This is a genomic window from Pigmentiphaga sp. MLSB6-MA01, assembly GCF_058793475.1.
This window is the reverse complement of the sequence record NZ_JBXAFV010000005.1, coordinates 262,845-280,443: the sequence shown is the minus strand read 5'-3', so window position 1 is coordinate 280,443 and position 17,599 is coordinate 262,845. Positions and strand designations below refer to the sequence as shown.

The 17,599-nt window shown below is 70.2% G+C and carries 20 protein-coding genes and 1 riboswitch; of the genes, 12 read left to right on the top strand and 8 right to left on the bottom strand.

Annotated elements, in window-relative coordinates:
• Positions 1 to 27: 27 nt before the first annotated feature.
• The 4 genes from AC1Q6E_RS11100 to AC1Q6E_RS11085 form a co-directional block, all read right to left on the bottom strand.
• Positions 28 to 990, bottom strand: a complete 963-nt coding sequence (locus tag AC1Q6E_RS11100) for a cobalamin-binding protein (protein ID WP_492572739.1) — start codon at positions 988 to 990, stop codon at positions 28 to 30.
• The gene (locus tag AC1Q6E_RS11095; RefSeq protein ID WP_492572738.1) at positions 941 to 2,785 is read right to left on the bottom strand and encodes a TonB-dependent receptor plug domain-containing protein; all 1,845 of its coding nucleotides are present in this window, start codon (positions 2,783 to 2,785) and stop codon (positions 941 to 943) included. Before AC1Q6E_RS11095 ends, AC1Q6E_RS11100 begins: the two co-directional genes overlap by 50 nt.
• Positions 2,786 to 2,866: 81 nt before the next feature.
• A riboswitch (cobalamin riboswitch) is annotated at positions 2,867 to 3,107 on the bottom strand.
• A gap of 69 nt (positions 3,108 to 3,176) precedes the next feature.
• Positions 3,177 to 3,596 (bottom strand): nucleoside diphosphate kinase regulator, encoded by a 420-nt coding sequence (rnk, locus tag AC1Q6E_RS11090; protein ID WP_152798105.1) that lies wholly within the window; start codon positions 3,594 to 3,596, stop codon positions 3,177 to 3,179.
• A gap of 272 nt (positions 3,597 to 3,868) precedes the next feature.
• On the bottom strand, positions 3,869 to 4,696 hold the full coding sequence (locus tag AC1Q6E_RS11085; protein WP_492572737.1) for an alpha/beta hydrolase: 828 nt from the start codon (positions 4,694 to 4,696) through the stop codon (positions 3,869 to 3,871).
• A gap of 162 nt (positions 4,697 to 4,858) precedes the next feature.
• On the opposite strand from AC1Q6E_RS11085, the gene AC1Q6E_RS11080 reads away from it, so the two are divergent.
• From AC1Q6E_RS11080 to AC1Q6E_RS11025, 12 genes are all read left to right on the top strand, one after another.
• Positions 4,859 to 5,410 (top strand): hypothetical protein, encoded by a 552-nt coding sequence (locus AC1Q6E_RS11080; protein ID WP_152798107.1) that lies wholly within the window; start codon positions 4,859 to 4,861, stop codon positions 5,408 to 5,410.
• A 4-nt stretch (positions 5,411 to 5,414) separates the two neighbouring features.
• Positions 5,415 to 5,672: a YkgJ family cysteine cluster protein gene (locus AC1Q6E_RS11075; protein WP_492572736.1), complete on the top strand. Its 258-nt coding sequence runs from the start codon at positions 5,415 to 5,417 to the stop codon at positions 5,670 to 5,672.
• Positions 5,673 to 5,722: 50 nt separating this feature from the next.
• A complete protein-coding gene (locus AC1Q6E_RS11070) occupies positions 5,723 to 8,227 on the top strand; it encodes a heavy metal translocating P-type ATPase (protein WP_296555800.1) in 2,505 nt (834 codons plus the stop codon).
• A complete protein-coding gene (ccoS, locus tag AC1Q6E_RS11065) occupies positions 8,227 to 8,421 on the top strand; it encodes a cbb3-type cytochrome oxidase assembly protein CcoS (protein ID WP_296555801.1) in 195 nt (64 codons plus the stop codon). The genes AC1Q6E_RS11070 and ccoS overlap by 1 nt, the downstream gene beginning before the upstream one ends.
• Before the next feature lie 71 nt (positions 8,422 to 8,492).
• Entirely contained in the window at positions 8,493 to 9,962 is a 1,470-nt protein-coding gene (gene ccoN / locus AC1Q6E_RS11060; RefSeq protein ID WP_152798111.1) for a cytochrome-c oxidase, cbb3-type subunit I, read from the top strand.
• Between the two features lie 13 nt (positions 9,963 to 9,975).
• Positions 9,976 to 10,611, top strand: a complete 636-nt coding sequence (gene ccoO, locus AC1Q6E_RS11055) for a cytochrome-c oxidase, cbb3-type subunit II (protein WP_152798112.1) — start codon at positions 9,976 to 9,978, stop codon at positions 10,609 to 10,611.
• Positions 10,611 to 10,793: a cbb3-type cytochrome oxidase subunit 3 gene (locus tag AC1Q6E_RS11050; protein WP_152798113.1), complete on the top strand. Its 183-nt coding sequence runs from the start codon at positions 10,611 to 10,613 to the stop codon at positions 10,791 to 10,793. The genes ccoO and AC1Q6E_RS11050 overlap by 1 nt, the downstream gene beginning before the upstream one ends.
• Entirely contained in the window at positions 10,790 to 11,719 is a 930-nt protein-coding gene (gene ccoP, locus AC1Q6E_RS11045; protein WP_492572735.1) for a cytochrome-c oxidase, cbb3-type subunit III, read from the top strand. Before AC1Q6E_RS11050 ends, ccoP begins: the two co-directional genes overlap by 4 nt.
• Entirely contained in the window at positions 11,716 to 13,152 is a 1,437-nt protein-coding gene (ccoG, locus tag AC1Q6E_RS11040) for a cytochrome c oxidase accessory protein CcoG (protein ID WP_152798115.1), read from the top strand. Before ccoP ends, ccoG begins: the two co-directional genes overlap by 4 nt.
• A 21-nt stretch (positions 13,153 to 13,173) precedes the next feature.
• The gene (locus tag AC1Q6E_RS11035) at positions 13,174 to 13,356 is read left to right on the top strand and encodes a FixH family protein (protein ID WP_152798116.1); all 183 of its coding nucleotides are present in this window, start codon (positions 13,174 to 13,176) and stop codon (positions 13,354 to 13,356) included.
• Entirely contained in the window at positions 13,353 to 13,613 is a 261-nt protein-coding gene (locus AC1Q6E_RS11030) for a hypothetical protein (protein ID WP_152798117.1), read from the top strand. The genes AC1Q6E_RS11035 and AC1Q6E_RS11030 overlap by 4 nt, the downstream gene beginning before the upstream one ends.
• A 25-nt stretch (positions 13,614 to 13,638) precedes the next feature.
• Positions 13,639 to 14,442 (top strand): sulfite exporter TauE/SafE family protein, encoded by an 804-nt coding sequence (locus AC1Q6E_RS11025; protein ID WP_296555807.1) that lies wholly within the window; start codon positions 13,639 to 13,641, stop codon positions 14,440 to 14,442.
• 19 nt (positions 14,443 to 14,461) lie between these two features.
• Here the strand turns inward: AC1Q6E_RS11025 and AC1Q6E_RS11020 are convergent, their stop codons facing one another.
• The 4 genes from AC1Q6E_RS11020 to AC1Q6E_RS11005 are packed head-to-tail and all read right to left on the bottom strand — an operon-like array spanning position 14,462 to position 17,597.
• Positions 14,462 to 15,112 carry a flavin reductase family protein gene (locus AC1Q6E_RS11020; protein ID WP_152793038.1) on the bottom strand — a complete coding sequence of 217 codons (651 nt, stop codon included), beginning with the start codon at positions 15,110 to 15,112 and terminating at the stop codon, positions 14,462 to 14,464.
• A 35-nt stretch (positions 15,113 to 15,147) separates the two neighbouring features.
• Positions 15,148 to 15,858 carry an ABC transporter ATP-binding protein gene (locus AC1Q6E_RS11015; protein ID WP_152793039.1) on the bottom strand — a complete coding sequence of 237 codons (711 nt, stop codon included), beginning with the start codon at positions 15,856 to 15,858 and terminating at the stop codon, positions 15,148 to 15,150.
• Between the two features lie 37 nt (positions 15,859 to 15,895).
• Positions 15,896 to 16,654: an ABC transporter ATP-binding protein gene (locus tag AC1Q6E_RS11010; RefSeq protein ID WP_152793040.1), complete on the bottom strand. Its 759-nt coding sequence runs from the start codon at positions 16,652 to 16,654 to the stop codon at positions 15,896 to 15,898.
• Positions 16,647 to 17,597: a branched-chain amino acid ABC transporter permease gene (locus tag AC1Q6E_RS11005; RefSeq protein WP_492572734.1), complete on the bottom strand. Its 951-nt coding sequence runs from the start codon at positions 17,595 to 17,597 to the stop codon at positions 16,647 to 16,649. Before AC1Q6E_RS11005 ends, AC1Q6E_RS11010 begins: the two co-directional genes overlap by 8 nt.
• Between the last annotated feature and the right edge of the window lie 2 nt (positions 17,598 to 17,599).

The window sequence follows — 17,599 nt, the reverse complement described above, 5'->3', positions numbered from 1 at the left end:
CCACGATCCGCTCCCCCTCCATGGTTTTCACTGCCTGGCCGATTGCCGCCGGGCGGCATCGATCATCTCGCACAGACGCTCCGTGGCCTCGATCATGCGCGGTCCCGGCCGATGCATGGCATCGGGGTCGATGGCCCACAGGTTGTCCGGCACCGCGGCCAGGGCCGGTCCGAAGTGCTTCCAGGCCGCCAGCGCCGCTTCGGCGCCGGGGCCGGCCTGGCCCACGATGATGGATTGGGGATTCTCCCGCAGCACGCTTTCCGCGCCCACCATGGGCGCGGCGGCGGGCAGGCCGCCGAAGACGTTGACCGCGCCGCATGTCCGCAGCGCATCGCCGATGATGCCGCGGTCGTTCACCGTGTACATGGGCTGGGAGCCCACCTGGTAGAACACGCGCACGGGGCGCTGGCCCGCGTAGCGCGCGGCCAGTCCGGCCAGGCGCCGCCGCAGGACCGCGGCCGTGGCTTCGGCCTCGGTACGGGTGCCGGTCAACTCGCCGAGCCGCGCGATGGCCTCGGGAATGTCGGCCAGCGTGCGGGGGTTGCTGTAGTACAGCCGGATGCCCAGCCGTTCCAGAACCGCGTGGGGCCGCCCCGCGTGCGCCACCCCGTCGCCATACGCCCAGAGCACGACCAGATCGGGCGCGAGCGCCACGATGCGCTCGGCGTCCGGCTGCAATCCATTGCCCACGCGGGGCAGCTTCATGGCCTCGGGCGGATAGTTGCTGTATCGATCCGCACCGACGAGGTAGGGGCCCACGCCGGCGGCGAACAGCAGTTCGGTGGCATGGGGCGCCAGCGACACCACCCGCCGCGCGGGCGCGGGCAGGGTGATGTCGCGGCCCGCGTCGTCGCGCGCGTGGATGGCCTGGGCGAACGCGGCTGTCGGGCCGAGCGCTGCCGCCAGCGCCAGCGCGACGGCCGCCCGCAGGCGGCGCCGCTCAGGGGCGATAGCTGAGGTTGACGAAGACCGTCGAGCCCGGGGTCGCATAGCCGCCCGCCAGTTCATAGTGCTTGTTGAACGCATTGTTCCAGCGCACCTGCACCTGCGTGCTGTGGTTGATGTCATAGGACGCCATCAGGTTCACGAGGCTGTAGCCGCCCAGGCGTCCCACCGCGCCAGCGTAGTCCACGCGCGGCGTGGCCGCCAGCCATTCGGCGCCCAGCAGCCAGGGGCCCAGTCGATGGTCCGCCGCCAGCTTCAGGCTGCCGCGGGCACGCCGGGCCAGTTGCTCGCCGGTCTTGGCATCGCGCGGGTCTTGCCAGTCGGCGCTGGCGCGCAGCGTGGTCGCGCCCAGTTGCTGGGCAAGGCTGACGTTCACGCCTTTCAGGATGGCCTTGTCGATGTTGGCATTGCTGCCGGTCCAGTTGCCGGTGCCGTCGTCGACCCAGACGATCAGGTTCGAGACGCGGTTGCGGAAGGCCGTGACCGAGGCCGTGGTGCCGCCGTTGCGATAGCGCACCCCCGCTTCGACGTTGCGCGATTTCTCGGCTTTCAGGTCGGGGTTGCCGCCCCAGCCGTACAGGTCGCTGTAGGTGGGGGCGCGGAAGCCGGTTCCCGCGCCGGCCGTGGCCTGCCACCCGGGCGCGAAGTCGTAGGCGTAGGACACCGCGCCCGAGGTATTGCCGCCGTACTGGGAGTTGTTGTCGTGGCGCAGGTTGAGCTGGACGTGGTGCCGGTCGAAGTCGCCCCGATAGATCGCGGCTACCGAGTTGGTACGGCGCCGGGTCGGGAAGTTGCCGGTCAGCGAGGTGCTCAGCACGTCTTCGCGCAGGTGCTCGGCGATCAGCGACAGGTTCTGCCCGGCGGCCAGCGCGAGGTCGTTCTGCCAGGTGAACAGGTCCTGGCGCGTGCGCGACTGCGCGCGGGGGGCCGTGGCGCTGGCGTGGTCGCGGTAGTCGTCCACGGTGCGCCCGAAGCGCAGCGTGCTGGTCCAGGTGTCGGTGATGCGGTCCACGCTGGAGAGCGAATAGGCCTCTACGCGCGTGACGGCGCGCGAGTCGTAGGGGACGCCATTGTCGTACTGGCCGTTGATGCGCGAATGGTAGACGCTGGCCTCGACGCGGTGGCCGGCGGCCCAGGCCAGGCCCAGGCGGGCGGCGGCGTTTTCCTGTTCGTAGCCGTCGCGGTCGCCGTAGTAGGCGAAGCTGCCGGGCAGGGTGGCGTTGAAGCCGCGGCTCTTGGATTTGCCGTACTGCAATCCATAGCTCCACATGCCCTGGGCGCCGTCCAGGTTGACCTGGGCCTTGTAGGTGTCGTGGCTGCCCGCGCCCACCGAGCCGCTGATGGCCAGCGGCCGGTCGGCCTGGCGCTTGGTGATGATGTTGATGACGCCGCCGATGGCGTCGGCGCCATAGATGCTGCTGGCCGCGCCGCGCAGGATCTCGATGCGCTCGACGCTGGCGGGGTCTATGCCGTTCAGGCTCATGGTGCCGGAGGTGGCCGAGCCCACGCGCAGGCCGTCGATCAGCACCAGGGTGTGGCGGCTGTTCGCGCCGCGGATGAAGACGCTGGTCGTGGTCTGCGGACCGCCGTTGGTGCCGATGTCGATGGCGTGTTCGCGCTGCAGCAGCTCGGCCAGGCTGCTCTGCCCGGCGCGCTGGATGGTGTCGGCGTCGATGACGGTGACGTCGCCCAGGGCGCGCGACAGGGGCTGCTCGACGCGCGAGGCCGTGACGGTGACAGGGTCGAGGGTGGTGGTCTGGGTCTGGGCCTGGGCGTTGGCGGCGCACAGCAGCGCGCCGGCGGCGCCGGCCAGGCGCCAGGAGGTGGAGCTGGATGACATGGATGCCTGTGGTTTCGGTGACGCGCATCCCCGCACGTCGGCTTGCGAATCGGGAAGCATGGCGCTTCCCCCTTGCGGTCATGGGAGACCGTTGAGCCGGCCGGTATCCGGGCTGGCATTCGCGGCTGCATCCCCTTCCCATGCGCGTCGACGCCGGAGGATGCGGCGGGACGGGGCACAGTGGGTTCGATGCGGCGTGTCGCGCGCGGCGTGACCACGCGGGACGGAATGCTTACCGTTGCGGGGGCAGCACAGGTTAGGTCCCGAAGGGGCCCTCCTGTTTCCCGTTTAACTGTGAAGCACCGACTCGGCGGCTACTCTAGCACGGCCTGGGGGCGGAAGGCAGGAAACGGGGCGGGGATGTTGTCCGGCCGCCGCGAGGCAGGAGGGGTCAGGCGGTGTAGTCGCCATTGGCTTCGGGCTGGTAGTCGATGCGCACGATGTTCATCTGCCGAGGTTCGCCGTCGGGCGGGGTCCAGCCGATCCTGCCGGGCACCCGGACGCCCAGCAGGGCGGCGCCCATGGGCGAAAACACCGACACCATGCCCTTGGCGGCATCGGCCTCCTTGGGGTAGCACAGCGTGATCAGCCGCGTGCCGCCGTCGTCTTCGACTTCCACGCGGGTATGCATGGTGACGATGTCGGCGGGGATTTCGCGCGGTTCGGCCTGGTCGGCCTGGTCCAGGGCCTCGGCCAGGACGGCCTGGGCGGTGCCCGCCGCGGGCTCGCGGTCGAGCTGGCCCAGAAGATTGGTAAGGCGAACGTAGTCGAGTTCGTTGACGGTAATGTAGTGAGGGCTGCCGGTTTGCATGCCTGTCTCCTGAAAAACGGTGCCGGGAAAACGGCGTTCAAGACGTTTGTTCGGGAAGCCCGGCGATCGATTGCGAGAAAGCGGTAGAGGGGAGGGGGATCGCCGGGCTCAGGAGTGGAAGGCCGGGATGAGCTGAAACAGGATGGACGGGCGCGACGACGCGCGACGCGCTAGGGCGCGCGTCGACCGGGATCGGAGCGAGGAGGCGGGTGCCGGGGTGGCACGCCGGATGGGTTCCATGAGACTAGGATAGCCCATTCTTGCCGATCGGTTCAAACCGGGTCGGCCAGCGTGGCCAGCCAGGTCTCCATATCGGCGTAGACCGGGGCGGCCAGCGCGGGGGTTTCGTTCAGGACTTCGTGGTAGGCCTGGTGGTACCAGCGCAGCGCCAGCTTGCCGGGCGCGCCCGAGTCGGCGAAGCGCCGGCTGCCCGACGGCGAGACGATGGCATCGTCCCCCGCGACCATCAGCAGCGTGCGCGGCTTCAGGGTGGACGCCTCGGCGATCGACTGCGCGCCGGCCTCGGCGATGAAGCGCATCAGCCGCGCGCTGATCCTGTCATGCACCAGCGGATCCTGGGCATAGGCGTCGATCACCGCCTGCTCGTGCGACAGCCTGGAGATCTTCAGGCCGCTGCCCAACCGCAGGTCGGGGGCGATGCCGCCCAGCATGTCCAGCAGCCAGCGCTGGCGGGCGGACAGCTCCACGCTGAAAGCGGGCGACGACAGCACCAGGCCCGCCAGCGGCACGTTGCCGCGCAGCGCCACGCGCGCGGCAACCAGGCCGCCCAGGCTATGGCCGACCAGCAGCGGCGGGGCGCCTGTCTCGCGCGCGTATTCGGCCAGCCGGTGTTCGGCATCCACGACCAAATCGTCGCTGGCGCGCAGGGCGCCCCGCTTGCCGCTGGAACGGCCATGGCCCCGATGGTCGTGCGCCGCCATCGACCACCCGCGGGCGGCGAACCAGCGCACCAGCCCCTCGTAGCGTCCGGCGTGTTCCCCCAGGCCGTGCAGCAGGTAGGCCGGCCGATAGCCTTCGGGGCGGGGCGGCACGTCCCAGCGGTACGCCGCGAGCTGCGTGCCGTCCGGAGCGGTCGTCATGGAAATCAGCGACAATTCGTTGTCCCGTATCGATCTTGTATGGATTCAAAGGCGGATTGTCGCTCAGCCGCTTCAAGCGGGCCGGCTGGCTCGTGTAACAGCTTGTACCGCCTGGTCGCGGACCAGCGGGCGACGATGCCGCACTCTGTCGCTGGAATACCCATGTCTGCTCCTGTCCGCGCCTGTCTCGTCCTGCTCCTGGCCATGCTGGCCGCCTGCTCGCCCAAGTACAACTGGCGCGAGATGCCGGCGGCCGACGGGGCGATCCGCGTCACCTTCCCGGCCCGTCCCAAGCCCGACCAGCGCGATGTGGACATCGCCGGCCATACGCTGCCGCTGGCCTTCGATATCGCCCCGGTGGACACTTCCATCTTCGCCGTCGGCCGGGTGACGCTGCCGGAGGCCATCCTGGCCGATCCGGCCGAGCTGGCCAAGATCGCGGACGCCTTCGAGCAGGTGCTGCTGGCCAACCTGCGCGGCACGCTTACCTATCGCAAGGAGATCACGCTGCGGCAGGCGCCCGCCGATACGCGCAAGCTCGGCCGGGCGGTGGAGCTGGAAGTGCATGGCATGGTGGCGAACACGCCGTCCTGGCTGCTGGGGCGGGTCTATCTGCTGGGGAACCAGTTGATCGAGGTCGTGGCCCTGGGCCGGGAAGACGAACTGGACCGCGATTCGGCCCAGACCTTCGTGCAGTCGGTGCGGGCGGATTGACGGCATGGAGTGCCGTCCCGGCTGCGGCGCCTGTTGCACGGCGCCGTCCATCACCACGCCGATACCGGGGCTTCCCGGCGGCAAGCCGGCCGGCATGCGCTGCATCCAGCTGGACGAGCGCGAGCGCTGCAAGCTGTTCGGCCGGCCCGAGCGCCCCGCCGTCTGCGCCTCGCTGATGCCCGCGTCCGACATGTGCGGGGACAGCCGGGAACACGCCATGCACTGGCTGGGGCACCTGGAAGACCTGACGCGGCCCGCCTGAACCTTCCGGCTTGACCTGGATCAACGCGCGCGGCCGGCCTTGCCGCCAGAATGCGTAGCGTGAACACGACTTCGCTGCCTTGCGCCACCCTGGGCGCGCCGGCCGTCGGCGCCAGCGCCCCGGCCGCGGACTGTTATCACTGCGGCCAGCCCGCGGGCGGCGGCCTGCGCGCGTCCGTGGCGGGCGCCGAGCGCGGGTTCTGCTGCGCCGGCTGCCTGGCGGTCGCCCAGACCATCCACGGCGCGGGCCTGGAGAGCTTCTATCGTTTCCGCGACGGCCTGGGCCGTCCGCTGGACGATGCCGAGGGGCAGGCGGACCTGCGCGCGGCGTTCGGGCAGGCCGACATCGAATCGCTGTACGTGCGCGCCGTGGACGCCGGTACGGCCGAGGCCTGGCTGACGATCGGCGACCTGCGCTGCGCCGCCTGTGTCTGGCTGTGCGAGCAGCACCTGGAACGCCAGCCCGGAGTGGTGGCGGCGCACGTCAACCATGCCACCGGCCGGGCGCGGGTGCGCTGGAAGACGGCGCAGACCGGGCTGGGCCGCGTCCTGGACGCGTTCGCCGCCATCGGCTACCGCGCGGTGCCGTTCCAGCCGGGCGCCGCGAACGATGGGCTGCGCCGCGAGAAGCGCGGCCTGCTGCTGCGCATGGCGGTGGCGCTGCTGTGCATGATGCAGGTCATGATGTATGCGTGGCCGCTGTACCGGCACGAGGCCTCGATCGCGCCCGACCAGTGGCAACTGCTGCGCTGGGCCAGCCTGGCGCTGACCCTGCCGGTGGTGGCGTACAGCGCGTGGCCGCTGATGCGGGGCGCCTGGCGCGGGCTGCGCCATGGCCGGCCGGGCATGGACCTGCCGGTGGTGATCGGCATCCTGGCCGCCTTCGGCGCCAGCGTGGCCGCCACGGTGGCCAACCGGGGCGAGGTCTATTTCGATTCGGTCACCATGTTCGTGGCCCTGCTGCTGGCGGCGCGCTATCTCGAACTGGTGGTGCGCCACGAGGCGCAGGACGGCGGCCGCGCGCTGGCCGCGCAACTGCCCGCCACCTGCGCGCGGCTGCGGGACTATCCGGCCAGCCGCGAGGCCGGCCTCATCGCCCTGCAACAGGTGCGTCCGGGCGATGTGCTGCGCATCGGCCCGGGCGAGGCCGTGCCGGCCGACGGCCGGGTGCTGGAAGGCGCCACGCAGGTCGACGAAGCCATGCTGACCGGGGAAAGCCGGCCCATCGCCAAGGGGGTGGGCGATGGGCTGGTCGCCGGCAGCCACAACAACGGCAGTCCGGTATGGATGCGGGTCGAGCAGGTCGGCGGCGAGACCCGGCTGGCGCGGATCATCCAGGCCCTGGACCGGGCGCTGGAGGAAAAGCCGCGCATCGCGGTGCTGGCCGACCGCATCGCGGTGGTGTTCGTGCTGGCCCTGATCGCGCTGGCGCTGGCCACCGGCGCGGTCTGGTGGTGGATCGATCCCTCGCGCGCGCTGCCGGTCATGATCGCGGTGCTGGTGGTCAGTTGCCCGTGCGCGCTGTCGCTGGCGACCCCGGCCGCGTTGGCGGCGGCCACGGCGGCCCTGGCCCGCAAGGGCGTGCTGGTGGTGAAGGGCCATGCGCTGGAAACGCTGGCGCAGGTCACCGACGTGGTGCTGGACAAGACCGGGACGCTGACCCAGGGCCGGTTCACGGTGGCCAGCGTGGAAGTATCCGGCGCGATGGACGCCCGGCAGAGCCTGGCCCTGGCCGCGGCCATGGAGGAAGGCAGCACGCACCCGGCGGGCCTGGCGCTGATCGCGGCGGCGCGCGAGGCGGGCCTGGCCGCGCCGCAGGTCGATGGCGCCCGCCACCTGCCGGGGCAGGGCGTGCAAGCCAGTTTCGCCGGGGTGGCGATGCGCCTGGGCAGCCAACGTTTCGCGGCGGGTGCGCGCGACACGGCGCCATCGCCGCCGTTGGCCGATGGCCGGGACGAAGCGGCCGGCGCCATCGCCACGCAGGTCTGGCTGGCCGGCGACGCCGGGCCGCTCGCGCGCTTCGTGCTGCGGGATGCGCCGCGCGAGGGCAGCCACGAGATGGTGCGGGCACTGCAAGCCATGGGCAAGCGCGTGCACCTGGTGTCGGGGGACGATGCGCGCACGGTCGGAGCCTGGGCCGACGAGTTCGGCATCCGCAGCCATGCGGGCGGCGTCAGCCCCGAGGGCAAGAAGGACTATGTCGCGCGCCTGCAGGCCCGCGGCGCGATCGTGCTGGCGGTGGGCGACGGCATCAACGATGCGCCGCAGCTCGGGCTGGCCCAGGTGTCCATGGCCGTCGCGGCCGGCACCCCGCTGGCCCGCGCCAGCGCCGACGTGATCCTCAACGGCCACGGCATCCTGGGCGTCGCGCACGCGCTGCGGACCGCGCGCCGCGCGCGGCGCGTGATGCGCCAGAACCTGGGTTGGGCCCTGGCCTACAACCTGTCCTTCATCCCGTTGGCCGCGTCGGGCTGGATCACCGCATGGATGGCGGCGCTGGGCATGTCGCTGTCGTCGCTGCTGGTGGTGGGCAACGCATGGAGGCTGCGCCGCTGATGGAAACGCTCTACCTGCTGGTTCCGCTCAGCCTGATGCTGGTGCTGGCCGTCGTCGTGGTGTTGTGGTGGGCGGTGCAGGACGGCCAGTTCGAGGACATGGACGGCGCCGACTACGCCATCCTGATGGATGACGACACGCCGGCGGGTGTGGACGACACGCCGCGCCCCGGGCGCTCTTCCCGCGAGGCTTGATCTGCGTCAAGGCGCGTTCCCCCGCGCATGAGCATGATAGGCGCGGGAATTCAGAATCAGGGGAAACTGCCATGGGCGACAGCGCTAGCGGCGCGCTTTCAGGCGAAACATTCAACTACAAGATCGTCCGCCAATTCGCCGTCATGACGGTCGTGTGGGGAATCGTGGGCATGGCGGTGGGCGTGCTGCTCGCCGCGCAATTGATCTGGCCGGCGCTGAACTTCGACGTGCCCTGGCTGACCTACGGCCGGCTGCGGCCGCTGCACACCAACGCGGTCATCTTCGCGTTCGGCGGCAGCGCGCTGTTCGCCACCTCGTACTACGTGGTGCAGCGCACCTGTCAGGCGCGCCTGTTCTCGGCGCCGCTGGCGGCCTTCACCTTCTGGGGCTGGCAGGCCGTCATCGTCGCGGCGGCGATCACGCTGCCGATGGGCTATACCACCAGCAAGGAATACGCCGAGCTCGAATGGCCCATCGACATCCTCATCACGCTGGTGTGGGTGGCCTATGCCGTCGTGTTCTTCGGCACCATCGCCCGCCGCCGGACCCGCCACATCTACGTGGCGAACTGGTTCTTCGGCGCCTATATATTGACGATCGCGCTGCTGCACATCGTCAACAACCTGGAATGGCCGGCCACGATGTGGAAGTCGTACTCGGCCTACGCCGGCGTGCAGGACGCGATGGTGCAGTGGTGGTACGGGCACAATGCCGTGGGTTTCTTCCTGACCACCAGCTTCCTGGGCATGATGTACTACTTCGTGCCCAAGCAGGCCGAGCGGCCCATCTATTCGTACCGGCTGTCCATCGTCCACTTCTGGGCGCTGAGCTTCACCTATATGTGGGCCGGTCCGCACCACCTGCAATACACCGCGCTGCCCGACTGGGCGCAGTCGCTGGGCATGGTGTTCTCGCTGATCCTGCTGGCGCCGTCGTGGGGCGGCATGCTGAACGGCATCATGACCCTGTCGGGCGCATGGCACAAGCTGCGCACCGATCCCATCCTGAAGTTCCTCGTGGTGGCGCTGTCGTTCTACGGCATGTCCACGTTCGAGGGATCGATGATGTCCATCAAGACCGTCAATTCGCTGTCGCACTACACGGACTGGACCATCGGCCACGTGCATTCCGGCGCGCTGGGCTGGGTCGCGATGATCACGATCGGCTCGCTTTACTACCTGTTCCCGCGTCTGTTCGGGCAGAAGCAGATGTACAGCACCAGGATGATAGAACTCCATTTCTGGATCGCCACGCTGGGCGTGGTGCTCTACATCGCCGCGATGTGGATCGCCGGCGTCATGCAGGGCCTGATGTGGCGCGCCGTGGAACCCGACGGCACCCTGACCTACACCTTCGTCGAATCGGTCAAGGCCACGTATCCGTTCTACGTCGTGCGCCTGCTGGGCGGGGTGTGCTTCCTGGGCGGCATGCTGCTGATGGCGTGGAACTTCATCATGACGGCGCGCGGCCGGCAGCCGTTCGACGCGCCGGTGCCGGCGCCGGTCCCGGTGTCCGTGGCGGCCCAGCCGCGGCTGGCTTGAGGAGCGCACCGCCATGAAATCGAAACGTGCTTCCTTCTTCAGCCACGAAACGCTGGAAAAGAACGTGGGCTGGCTGATCCTGGCCACCATCGCGGTGGTCAGCATCGCGGGGCTGGTGCAGATCGTGCCCCTGTTCTTCCAGCACTCCACCACCACTCCCGTCCAGGGCGTGGAACCCTATACCGCATTGCGCCTGGCCGGGCGGGACGTCTACATCCGCGAAGGCTGCGTGGGCTGTCATTCGCAGCAGGTGCGCACGCTGGCGGCCGAGGTGCAGCGCTACGGCCATTACTCCGAGGCCGGCGAAGGCGTGTACGACCGGCCCTTCCTGTGGGGCTCCAAGCGCACCGGCCCCGACCTGGCGCGGGTGGGCGGCCGCTACAGCGACGACTGGCACCGCGTCCACCTGAACAATCCGCGCGACGTGGTGCCGGAGTCCAACATGCCGGCCTATCCGTGGCTGCGCCAGGCGCCGGTCGCGAGCGACCAGGTCGAGGCGGGCATGCGCGCGCTGCGCACGCTGGGCGTGCCCTATACCGACGAACAGATCGCGGCGGCGGCCAGTGAGCTGGCCGGCAAGACCGAAGAGGATGCCCTGGTGGCCTACCTCCAGGGCCTGGGCCTGGCGATGAAGAAGCAGGGGCGGTGATGGACACGATCGCTTGGATCACATCGATCGCGACGGCGCTGGCGCTGTCGACCTTCCTGGCCATCGTGGCGTGGGCGTGGTCGCGCGCCCGCGCCGAGGCCAACCGCGAATCGGCCATGCTGCCGTTCGCGCTCCCCGACGAAAGCGCCGTCGCGGCGCAAGGCAAGGATGCCGGGCAATGAGCGATTTCACTACCGATTTCTGGGGCTACTACATCGGCGCGATCGCGTTGATCGGCATCGTCTGGTGCGTCTGGCTGCTGTTCTCGCAGCGCGCCTTCCTTAAATCTTCCGGGGGCGCCCCGGGCGCGCCGGTCGACGATACCGGCCATGTCTGGGACGAGGACCTGCGCGAGCTGAACAATCCGCTGCCGCGCTGGTGGATGTGGATGTACCTGCTGTCCTGTGTGTTCGCGCTGGGCTACCTGGTCCTGTATCCCGGCCTGGGCAAGGTCCAGGGCTGGCTGGGCTGGTCGAGCACCGGCGCGCTGGCCGCGCAGCAGCACCAGCTGCGCGAACAGGTCCAGCCGCTGTACGCGCGCTTCGAGGCCATGGAGATCCCGGCCATCGCCGACGATGCCCAGGGGCGGGAGATCGGGCAGCGGCTGTTCCTGAACAACTGCGCCCAGTGCCATGGCTCGGACGCGCGCGGCAGCAAGGGTTTTCCCAACCTGGCCGACGGCGACTGGCTGTACGGTTCCGCGCCCGACGTCATCCGCGAATCCATCGCCAAGGGGCGGCACGGCATCATGCCCCCGTTCGGCGAACAACTGGACTCGCGCGCGGTCGGCGACGTGACCCAGTACGTGCGCTCGCTGTCGGGCCTGGCCGCCGATCCCATCAAGGCCGCCCGCGGCCGGGCGGATTTCCGCGCGAACTGCGCGGCCTGCCACGGCGTCGAGGGCAAGGGCAATCCGCTGCTGGGCGCGCCCAACCTGACCGACAAGGTCTGGCTGTACGGCAGCTCGGCCGCCGTCATCGCCGAGACCATCACCAAAGGTCGCAACAACCAGATGCCGGCGCACGAGGACTTGTTCACGCCGCAACAGATCCGCTTGCTGACCGCCTACGTCTGGGGCCTGACCCGGCCCGCTGAAGAGGCGAAATGAGTTCCCCGCGCGAGCGCGCCGCCTGCCCGGCCGCCGGCGGCGACGAGGACGGCTCGGAACAGGCGCTGTACGAGGTCCGGCGCAAGATCTATCCGCGTTCGGTCAGCGGCGTCTTCGCGCACTGGCGCGTGGCGCTGGTGTTCCTGACGCAGGCGGTGTTCTACGGCTTGCCGTGGCTGACCTGGAACGGCAGGCAGGCCGTGCTGTTCGACCTGGGGGCGCGCAAGTTCTACCTGTTCGGGATGGTGCTGTGGCCGCAGGACATCATCTACCTGACGCTGCTGCTGATCCTGAGCGCCCTGGCGCTGTTCCTGTTCACGGCGGTGGCGGGCCGGTTGTTCTGCGGCTATGCGTGCCCGCAGACGGTCTACACCGAGATCTTCATGTGGATCGAGCGCCTGACCGAAGGCGACCGGTTCGCGCGCATCCGGCTGGACGCGGCGCCGTGGTCCTGGCGCAAGATCGGGCGCAAGGGCGCCAAGCACGCGATGTGGCTGGTGGTGGCGACCTGGACCGGGTTCACCTTCATCGGCTATTTCAGCCCCATCCGCGAACTGGCTGGCCAGGCGCTGCAGGGCGCGCTGGGTCCCTGGCAATGGTTCTGGCTGGTGTTCTACAGCTTCGCCACCTGGGGCAACGCGGGCTTCATGCGCGAGCAGGTCTGCAAGTACATGTGCCCTTACGCGCGCTTCCAGAGCGTGATGGTGGACCCCGACACCTATGTGGTCACCTACGACCCGGTGCGGGGCGATCCCCGGGGCAGCCGGTCGCGCAAGATCGACCCGCGCCAGGCGGGCCTGGGAGATTGCGTCAATTGCAGCATCTGCGTGCAGGTGTGCCCCACCGGCATCGACATCCGCGATGGCCTGCAATACGAGTGCATAGGCTGCGGCGCCTGCATCGACGCCTGCGACCAGGTCATGGACAAGATGCAGTATCCACGCGGCCTGATCCGTTATGCGTCCGAACGCGCCATCGAGCTGCGGCTGGACGCGAAACAGGCGCGACGCCGCCTGCTGCGCCCGCGCGTGCTGGTGTACGGCGCGATCTGGCTGGCGCTGGCGGCGGTGTTCGTGGGCCTGTTGGCGGCGCGGCAGCCGCTGCGCGTGGACGTGATCCGCGACCGCTCGGTGCTGGCGCGCGAGGCCGAGGGCGGCATGATCGAGAACGTCTACCAGTTGCAGCTCATGAACGCGACCGAGCGCGCCCTGCGCGTGCGGCTGGACGTGCAGGGCCTGCCGCAGCTGCGGGTGCAGGGCGCCGATGGCGGCACGGACATCGAACTGGCGCCCGCCTCGAACCGACTGTGGCCGGTGCGGGTGACGCTGCCGGTGGACGAGGCGCGGCCGGGCACGTACCGGATCGAGTTCGTCGTGCGCGACGACCGCGGCGCGGACGGGCTGCGCGAGACGTCGAGTTTCATCGTTCCTTGAATGGACAAAGCGAGGTGCGGGATGCAAGAGCAGAAGGATGCGGGACCCTGGTGGAAGGAACCCTGGCCCTGGCTGTTGATGGCGGGGCCCGCCCTGGCGATGCTGGGTTGCATCGTGACCATCGTTCTCGCGGTGACACATGACGATCCTCCGGTCGTCGATACGGTGGTCAAGCGGGGGCTGGTGGTGGAGCGTGCGCCATGAAATGGCGCCGCGTCAGCATGTGGGTGCTGTGGCCGGCCTTCCTGGCCAGCGCCGGCGCCGCGCTGGTCGTCTTCACCCTGCTCGATCCGCGCGGCCTGACCCTGGTCGGGCGCCCGGTCGAGATGTCGCGCGAGGCGTTCTATACCGTGGCTTTCTTCCTCCTGTGGGCGATCGCCGGGGTGTCCAGCGCCATCACGCTGTACCTGGCGGGCGGCGGCGCGGGGCCGGACGGCAGCGACGTGGACGACCTGCCATGATGCGCGGCGGCCGAGGGGGCGGGGCGTGAGCGGGTGGGTATTCACCGGCTGGCCGGCGCTGGCCAGCGTATTCCTGCTCGGCCTGCTGGGCGGCGTGCACTGCGCCGCCATGTGCGGCGGACTGGTGATGGCGGTCGAGCACCGCCACGGCGAACGGCTGGCGGTGCTGCGGCGCGCGGCGCCCTGGCGGCTGGGGCTGGAGGCCCTGGTCATGCACGCAGGCCGCATCGCTTCCTACGCGCTGCTGGGCGCGGTGGCGGGCGGCCTGGGGGGCAACATCTGGAGCCGGGATTGGCTGCCGCTACAGCGCGGCGCGCTGGTCTTCGGGGCGGCGCTGCTGTGCGTCTACGGCGTGGCGCTGGTGGCGCGCGCGGCCTGGCCCCGCGCGGCGGCGGGCGGCCGGGCAGCCGGCGCGTGGCGCGCCGCGCTGGTGCGGGGTTGGACCGGCGCGGCCGGGGCTGTCGCCCGCTCGCCCGCTGGCCGTTTCGTGCGTGCGAGCGTTGCCGGGCGGCCGCTGCTGGAACGCTTCCTGACCGGCCTGGCCTGGGGCTGGATGCCTTGCGGCATGTCGCTGGGGGTGCTGGCGGTGGCGCTGGTGGCGGGCAGCGCGGCGGCCGGCGCCCTGACGATGGCGGCCTTCGGCCTGGGCACGCTGCCCAACCTGGTCGCGCTGTCCGGCGCCGCCGGCTGGCTGCGCCGCCGCGCGCGGCTGCCGGCCTGGCGTATCGCCGGCGGCGTGGCGGTTGCCGCGTTCGGGGCGGTGGGGCTGGCGCGCGCGGCCACCCTGCCGTCAGCGCTGCTGGAGCAGGGGTTCTGCATCGTCTGGTAGCGCGCGCCGCGCGCCGGCGTCACTCCCGGGGCTGCCCCGTGGCCGGCATGTAGGTCGGCACGGGGATGCGGCGCCGCTCGCGGGTCAGGCAGTAGTTCGGCCCGCCCAGCCGGCCTACCGGGGCGAAGCGCCCGACGTTCACGCGCAGCGCCTGTTCGTCCAGCAGATCGTCGCGGAAGTTCATCGCCAGGATCTCGCCGAAGACGATGGCCCGCTGGGTCGAGATGTCCAGGACGCGGAACAACCGGCATTCCCAGGAGATCGGCGCTTCCACGATGCGCGGCACCCGCACGGCGGTACAGGACGCCAGCGTGAAGCCCACCGCTTCGGCCTCCGAGACGTGCGCGGGAAAATCGCTGCCGCACAGCACCGCCTTGTCGACGATGTCCTCGTCCACCATGTTCACCACGAATTCCTCGCGTTCGCGGATGTTGCGCAGCGTGTCCTTGGCCTCGCCCGGCCGGTGGCTCTCCTGTCCGTAGGCGACCACGGCGATGGCGAACAGCGGCGGATCCTCCCCCATGTAGTTGAACGCGCTGAACGGCGCGGCATTGCACAGGCCGTCCGCATCCAGGCTGGTGACGAGCGCGATGGGGCGAGGCCCGACGCTGCCGGTGATCAGCCAGTAGCGCTGCATCTCGCTCAGTCCGGCCATCGATACGTGTTTCATGTCATTGCTCCAGGTGCCGTGTGCGAAGCGCGCGGTCAGAGACCCACGTAGCGTTGCCAGATGGCCGGGTCGGCGCCAAGCTCCCCCGAACTGCCTTCCCACGCCACGCGTCCGCGTTCGATGATAGTGTGCCGGTCCGCGATGGCGATCAGGCGCTCGACGTACTTGTCGATCACCAGCAGCGTCTGCCCGGCGCGCCGCAGCGCGGCCAGGCAGTCCCAGATCTCCTGCCGGATCAGCGGCGCCAGGCCCTCGGTGGCTTCGTCCAGGATCAGCAGGTGCGGGTTGGTCATCAGGGCGCGGCCGATGGCCAGCATCTGCTGTTCGCCGCCCGACAACTGGTTGCCCATGTTCCGCTCGCGCTCGCGCAGGCGCGGAAACAGGGCGTAGATGCGGTCCAGCGTCCAGGGCTCGGCCTGGCGGCTGCGGTTGGCGGCGAAAGCCGTCAGGTTCTCGCGCACGCTCAGGTTGGGGAAGATCTGCCGGCCCTCCGGTACGACCGCGATGCCCAGGCGGCCGATGCGGTGGGGCGACAGGCGGTCGATGCGCTGGCCGAGAAAGCGCACCTCGCCGCCGCGCGACGGCGTCAGGCCCAGCAGGGTCCGCACCGTGGTGGTCTTGCCCATGCCGTTGCGGCCCAGCAGGGTGCGCATCGCGCCCACCCCGATGTCCAGCGACACGTCGAACAGGACCTGGCTGCTGCCGTAGGCGGCCTGCAAGCCCTTCACTTCCAGTACCGGTTCCATGGCGCGTCTCCTTTTTCCATGTGGCTCGTCGTGCCGCTCATACGGTTGCCTCGTCGCCCAGGTAGGCCCGGCACACGTCGGCGTTGCGGCGGATCGCCTCGGGCGAGCCGGTGGCGATCACGCGTCCATAGACCAGGACCGAGAGGCGGTCGGCCAGGCGGAACACGGCGTGCATGTCGTGCTCGACCAGCAGCATGGTGATCTCGCCGCGCAGGCCCAGCAGCAGTTCCACCATGGCCTCGGACTCCTCGGGCCCCATGCCGGCCATGGGTTCGTCCAGCAGCAGCAGGCTGGGGGACGTGGCCAGCGCCAGGGCTACCTCCAGCTTGCGTTGCTCGCCATGGGACAGACTGTGGGTGAAGGCGTCCGCGCGGGCGGCCAGGCCGACCCGGTCGAGCGCGCGCCGGGCCTGCGCATACACGTCCGCTTCGCGCCGCACCGGCCGCCAGCAGCCGGCGGCGCCACCCGTGCGCGCCTGCACCGCCAGCGCCACGTTGTCCAGCACGCTGAAGGACTTGAACACGCTCGTGATCTGGTACGAGCGGGCCAGGCCCAGGCCGACGCGCCGGTGCATGGGGAGCCGGGTGATGTCGGCGCCGTCCATCGAGATCGTGCCCGCATCCGGCCGCAGCGCCCCGGAGATCTGGTGGATCAGCGTGGTCTTGCCCGCGCCGTTGGGGCCGATCAGGGCGTGGATCTCACCCACCCTGACTTCGAAGCTGGCCTGGTCGGTGGCGGTCAGTCCGCCGAACCGTTTGACCAGCCCGGACACGTGCAGCTTGCAGGAATCAGCCATGGCGCCACCTCGTGGCCAGGCTCAGGGCGCCGTTGCGGGCGTACAGCACCGCGGCCAGCAGCAGGATGCCCAGCGGCAGCTGCCAGTACAGCGTCAGGCCCGACAGGTACTCTTCGGCCACCAGCAACAGCGCGGCGCCCACGACGCCGCCGTACAGGTAGCCCACCCCGCCCAGGATGACCATGATCATCAGCGAGCCCGATTGCGTCCAGTACATCAGGCCGGGGCTGACCATGCCGGCCTGGTTCGCGACCAGCGCGCCCGCCAACCCGGCCGCGCCGCCGGCGATGACGAAGGCCGCGAGCTTGATGCGGAACACCGGATAGCCGATGGCCTCCATGCGCGTCTCGTTCTCGCGGATGGCCTGCAGGGCGCGGCCGAAGCGGGCGTTGACCAGCCGCTGCATCAGCCACATGGCCACGGCCAGGATGGCCAGCACGACGTAGTAGAAGGTCAGGTCGGACGAGGCGTCCAGGCCGAAGGGCAGGGCCGAACGGGCCGCCAGCGGCATGCCGTCGTCGCCGCCGTAGGCGTTCAGCGAGACGAACACGTAGTACAGCATCTGCGCGAAGGCCAGGGTGATCATGATGAAGTACACCCCGCGCGTGCGCAGGCTGACCACGCCGATCAGCCACGCCGCCAGCGCGGCGGCGGCGGTGGCCGCGGGCCAGGCGATCCAGGCCGCGTCCACGCCGGCGTCCATCAGGATGGCCACCGTATAGGCGCCTATGCCCAGGAACGCGGCGTGGCCGAAACAGACCATGCCGCCGAAGCCCATGACGAGGTTCAGGCTGGACGCCGCCAGTGCGAAGATCATGATGCGCGCGGCCAGGTCGACGTAGAAGCCCTGGCCCAGCCAGTCCGCGCCCAGCGGAAAGGTCACGGCCAGCGCCAGCAGGACGGCGCCGGTCCGGCGGCCCAGGATTTGGTCCAGTGGTGCCATGG

Bases quoted from the DNA above. Each gene is read 5' to 3' on its own strand.
- AC1Q6E_RS11070 (WP_296555800.1), top strand. From the start codon at position 5,723: ATGCGTAGCGTGAACACGACTTCGCTGCCTTGCGCCACCCTGGGCGCG.
- AC1Q6E_RS11010 (WP_152793040.1), bottom strand. From the start codon at position 16,654: ATGGCTGATTCCTGCAAGCTGCACGTGTCCGGGCTGGTCAAACGGTTC.
- AC1Q6E_RS11015 (WP_152793039.1), bottom strand. From the start codon at position 15,858: ATGGAACCGGTACTGGAAGTGAAGGGCTTGCAGGCCGCCTACGGCAGC.
- AC1Q6E_RS11100 (WP_492572739.1), bottom strand. From the start codon at position 990: ATGCGACCCCGGGCTCGACGGTCTTCGTCAACCTCAGCTATCGCCCCT.
- AC1Q6E_RS11030 (WP_152798117.1), top strand. From the start codon at position 13,353: ATGAAATGGCGCCGCGTCAGCATGTGGGTGCTGTGGCCGGCCTTCCTG.
- rnk (WP_152798105.1), bottom strand. From the start codon at position 3,596: ATGCAAACCGGCAGCCCTCACTACATTACCGTCAACGAACTCGACTAC.
- AC1Q6E_RS11080 (WP_152798107.1), top strand. From the start codon at position 4,859: ATGTCTGCTCCTGTCCGCGCCTGTCTCGTCCTGCTCCTGGCCATGCTG.
- AC1Q6E_RS11020 (WP_152793038.1), bottom strand. From the start codon at position 15,112: ATGAAACACGTATCGATGGCCGGACTGAGCGAGATGCAGCGCTACTGG.
- ccoG (WP_152798115.1), top strand. From the start codon at position 11,716: ATGAGTTCCCCGCGCGAGCGCGCCGCCTGCCCGGCCGCCGGCGGCGAC.
- AC1Q6E_RS11075 (WP_492572736.1), top strand. From the start codon at position 5,415: ATGGAGTGCCGTCCCGGCTGCGGCGCCTGTTGCACGGCGCCGTCCATC.
- ccoO (WP_152798112.1), top strand. From the start codon at position 9,976: ATGAAATCGAAACGTGCTTCCTTCTTCAGCCACGAAACGCTGGAAAAG.
- AC1Q6E_RS11005 (WP_492572734.1), bottom strand. From the start codon at position 17,597: ATGGCACCACTGGACCAAATCCTGGGCCGCCGGACCGGCGCCGTCCTG.
- ccoP (WP_492572735.1), top strand. From the start codon at position 10,790: ATGAGCGATTTCACTACCGATTTCTGGGGCTACTACATCGGCGCGATC.
- ccoS (WP_296555801.1), top strand. From the start codon at position 8,227: ATGGAAACGCTCTACCTGCTGGTTCCGCTCAGCCTGATGCTGGTGCTG.
- AC1Q6E_RS11085 (WP_492572737.1), bottom strand. From the start codon at position 4,696: ATGACGACCGCTCCGGACGGCACGCAGCTCGCGGCGTACCGCTGGGAC.
- AC1Q6E_RS11095 (WP_492572738.1), bottom strand. From the start codon at position 2,785: ATGTCATCCAGCTCCACCTCCTGGCGCCTGGCCGGCGCCGCCGGCGCG.
- AC1Q6E_RS11035 (WP_152798116.1), top strand. From the start codon at position 13,174: ATGCAAGAGCAGAAGGATGCGGGACCCTGGTGGAAGGAACCCTGGCCC.
- ccoN (WP_152798111.1), top strand. From the start codon at position 8,493: ATGGGCGACAGCGCTAGCGGCGCGCTTTCAGGCGAAACATTCAACTAC.
- AC1Q6E_RS11050 (WP_152798113.1), top strand. From the start codon at position 10,611: ATGGACACGATCGCTTGGATCACATCGATCGCGACGGCGCTGGCGCTG.